Source organism: Vibrio sp. V03_P4A6T147 (genome assembly GCF_002241085.1).
In the GTDB taxonomy this organism is placed as follows: domain Bacteria; phylum Pseudomonadota; class Gammaproteobacteria; order Enterobacterales; family Vibrionaceae; genus Vibrio; species Vibrio anguillarum.
On sequence record NZ_NDIO01000008.1, the window covers coordinates 1 to 3,673 of the forward strand.

Sequence of the window (3,673 nt, forward strand, 5' to 3'; positions counted from 1 at the left end):
CCTATGTACAACGGTAAGATATTGATGCTAACCGCCAGTGATGACGATTTTGATCACGTTGCAGCACTGGAAATTGGTGCCGATGATTTTGTGACAAAGCCGATTAAACCACGCGTCTTGCTTGCAAGAATGCGTATGCTACTGCGCAGAGTCGACAACGAACCAATTCAAACCGCGAAAACCGTGCTTGAATTTGGGGCCTTGTCTCTCAATCAATCTCGACATCTGTGTGAAATGAATGGTGAGGCCGTAGCGATGACCGACAGCGAATTCGACTTGCTGTGGCTACTGGCATCAACACCAGATCAAGTCCTATCACGGGATGTATTAACCAAAGCGTTACGCGGGATTGAATACGATGGGCTTGATAGAACCGTCGATAACAAGATTGTCATTTTGCGTAAAAAACTCGGTGATGATTCTTCCACACCGAAACGCATTATTACGGTCCGAGGGAAAGGATACCTTTTTGTACCAGACACGTGGTAATGATCACGTATTTTAGAAGAAACCTGTATGCGTCGTATCTACGTTGAATCTTTTGTTGGTTTATTGCTCTTTTTTTTAGCGACACTCATTACCATTGAACTGGTCGTTTACCAGCTTGGTACTGACTACGATTATGTACTTGAAGATTATCAAGCTGAAGCATTTCATGACTTGGTCACTCGTATTTATCAGCATGAAGGTGAAGCTAACACCTTAAATGTACTAAAAGAATATGCCGATAAAACACGACAACTGATAGAGACGCATACTGAAAAGACCTTACCCTCAGATGTGCGAGCGTTTTTCTTTACCACCGCCCCCAATGCCTACACCTACTACGATGATGACCGTTTTTTATGGCTGCGCCTGACGTCCACCTCACCAATTTACAGCTTTAAACCCGATGAAGAATCACCACTGAGGCAAGCCATTTTCTTCGCAGATAATCTCTCACTTTTGCTGCTTGTCGTCGGCTTTGCACTGTACTGTGTGTTGCTGATCTGGTTCATCAGTCGGCGAGTGCGTGAATTGGAAAAAGTGACCTTAGCCTTTGCCGCTGGTGATCTGACCGCTCGCGCCTCCATCAAAAGCGGCGATAAAGTCGGCTCTTTAAACAAAAGCTTTAACTACATGGCGAGCAAAATTTCCGCCTTGGTGCTCAGCAATAAAGCGCTGAGTAATGCCGTGGCTCATGAGTTACGCACTCCTATCTTTCGGATCCAATGGCAAGCAGAAATGTTGGCCGATGAATCTCTGACACAAAAACAAGCGGCGAAAGTCGCCAGTATCATCGAAGATACCGAAGAGATGGAAACGATGGTCGATGAACTTCTTTACTACGCGAAAGTTGAAAGGCCAGAAAACGAACTCAATATGCAGACAATTCAGCTCAATTACTGGCTCGAACCGATACTAGATAAATGGCGCAGCAACAGCGTAGTCGAGATCCAGTTGCTGCCATTAGCACAAGTCGCCACTTTACAGGTCGATCCATACCTTCTCAAAAGAGCTCTGGATAATTTATTGGGTAATGCTCAGAAATACGCCAAAAGCAAAATAGCCGTTGAAACCTCCGTGATCAACGCAGGTCAAGCAGTGCAAATTGATCTCCATGATGATGGAGAAGGGATTGACCCGCAGCACTGGCCATTCCTTTTTGATGCTTTTTACAGCGCGGATCTCTCACGTGGAGAGCGACAATCAGGCTTCGGATTAGGCTTGGCCATCGTCAAACAGATCGTTTTACGCCACAACGGCCAAGTATCGGTGGCTAAAAGTGTGTTCGGAGGCGCTTGCTTTACTCTTGTACTACCCGTGGTGGGCGTTTAATATCGGGCCACTTAAGAGAATCTGTGAACTGACGTCATTGATTCTCTTTTTTAACATGAGGGTGCGGGGCGAAGGCTATTTTACGTCTACACGTAATTCACTCATGCCCATTGTCATAGTTATTCATTATTAGGTTGTTCATTTTATGAAACCAGGTCGTACGGGTATAAAGCGTCTGTTTTATGCCACAGGTTATTCAATACAAGGGCTGAAAGCCGCGTGGCTAAACGAAGCCGCTATTCGACAAGAAACTGTCACTTCAATTTTGTTGATTACCATTACTTTCTTTTTGCCTGTCACTAAAATTGAGCAAATCATGATGATTGGTTGCTTAGTCTTAGTTGTGATTGTGGAGTTGATGAATTCCGCCGTAGAAGCCGTGGTTGACCGCGTCGGTAGCGAATGGCACGAACTCAGTGGCCGCGCCAAAGACATCGGTTCAGCTGCCGTACTGATCGCGTTGATATTTTCAGCATTCACATGGATGTTTATTCTGTGGCCTTATTACTTTTAGCGTATCATTTTGGCGCGCGTTAATGGCTCATTGCTTTATAACGGCCAACCAGTTGTAAAAAAGCCAGCAGAATCATAGAACAAACGACTGCTGACTATCTCGATTTAGGAATGGTTTGGATAATCTGTATATCCCTTAGTACCTCCACCAAATAAGCAACTTGGATCAAATGCCGATAATGTACGGTTCATTTTCAAACGCTCGACTAAGTCTGGATTCGCAATAAAGGGACGCCCAAATGCGACTAAGTCAGCGTAGCCGTTTTCCAAGATTTGGTTTGCTCGCTCAGCGTCATATCGGCCTGCAACAATAATGGTATTGGTGAACAGCTCACGTAAATGTCGGCGAAAATCTTCAGGGATTTGTGGAGCATCATCCCAATCAGCTTCTGACAAATGCAGATACGCAATACCGAGTTTCTGTAATTGCTCCGCGGCTTGTAAAATCGTTGGGACGATATCAGGGCAGTTCATATCTTTAAATGTGATGTAAGGCGCCAAGCGAACTCCAACTTTGTCAGCACCAACCTTATCAATGATTGCACTCACAACTTCCATAAGAAAACGTAAGCGGTTTTCTCTGCTGCCACCATATTGATCAGTGCGATGATTCGAATTGGTTCGCAAAAACTGATCGATCAAATAGCCATTACCACCATGAATTTCGACGCCATCAAAGCCAGCCGCAATCGCATTGTGTGCAGCATTAGCAAAATCGCGTACCACTTGGTTAATCTCTTGCAATGTCATTGCTCTTGGTTCAACGCATTCCATCATCTCACCGGCACTCCCCGGCTGTGCAATCCAGACTTTGGTATCGACTGGAGCAATAGCTGAAGGAGCCATCGGCTTTTGACCTTGTTGAAAAACAGGATGCGATACTCGCCCTACATGCCATAGCTGATTCACTATTTTTCCTCCGCGGTCATGCACGGCTTGAGTGACCTGCTGCCAACCCACAATTTGTTCTGGCGTGTATATGCCAGGAGTAAATGAGTATCCTTGGCTATCGTCTGATATTTGTGTTGCTTCAGTAATAATCAGACCAGCACTCGCTCGCTGAGCATAATATTGCGCCATGATGTCGTTGGGTATATTACCTGGTTGGCTTGTCCGAGCCCGCGTCATCGGGGCCATTACCAGCCGGTTATTCAAAGAAAGTGGACCGATTTGTGTCGGGGAAAATAAGCTACTCATCATTCAATCACTCTGTATTGGGTTGTTATCCATAGGCTATAACAAAAGAATCACTAAATAATCTAGCTATAATTAAAAAGAGTATTTAGGATTACTTAACAATAACTGCGATATAGAATCTTAATGAACAAATTATTGAACATGG

The 3,673-nt window shown here is 44.7% G+C and carries 4 protein-coding genes; 3 read left to right on the forward strand and 1 reads right to left on the reverse strand.

Annotation, left to right across the window (positions count from 1 at the left end):
• The 3 genes from B9J84_RS00220 to B9J84_RS00230 form a co-directional block, all read left to right on the forward strand.
• Positions 1–489, forward strand: a 489-nt coding sequence (locus tag B9J84_RS00220; RefSeq protein WP_143698815.1) for a response regulator transcription factor, incomplete at its 5' end; no start/stop codon positions are given.
• A 27-nt stretch (positions 490–516) separates the two neighbouring features.
• On the forward strand, positions 517–1,818 hold the full coding sequence (locus B9J84_RS00225; protein ID WP_094123261.1) for an ATP-binding protein: 1,302 nt from the start codon (positions 517–519) through the stop codon (positions 1,816–1,818).
• A 145-nt stretch (positions 1,819–1,963) separates the two neighbouring features.
• Positions 1,964–2,332, forward strand: a complete 369-nt coding sequence (locus B9J84_RS00230; RefSeq protein ID WP_017046154.1) for a diacylglycerol kinase — start codon at positions 1,964–1,966, stop codon at positions 2,330–2,332.
• A 104-nt stretch (positions 2,333–2,436) separates the two neighbouring features.
• On the opposite strand, the gene B9J84_RS00235 is transcribed toward B9J84_RS00230, so the two are convergent.
• Complete coding sequence (locus B9J84_RS00235) at positions 2,437–3,528, reverse strand: alkene reductase (RefSeq protein WP_404206154.1); 1,092 nt, start codon at positions 3,526–3,528, stop codon at positions 2,437–2,439.
• Between the last annotated feature and the right edge of the window lie 145 nt (positions 3,529–3,673).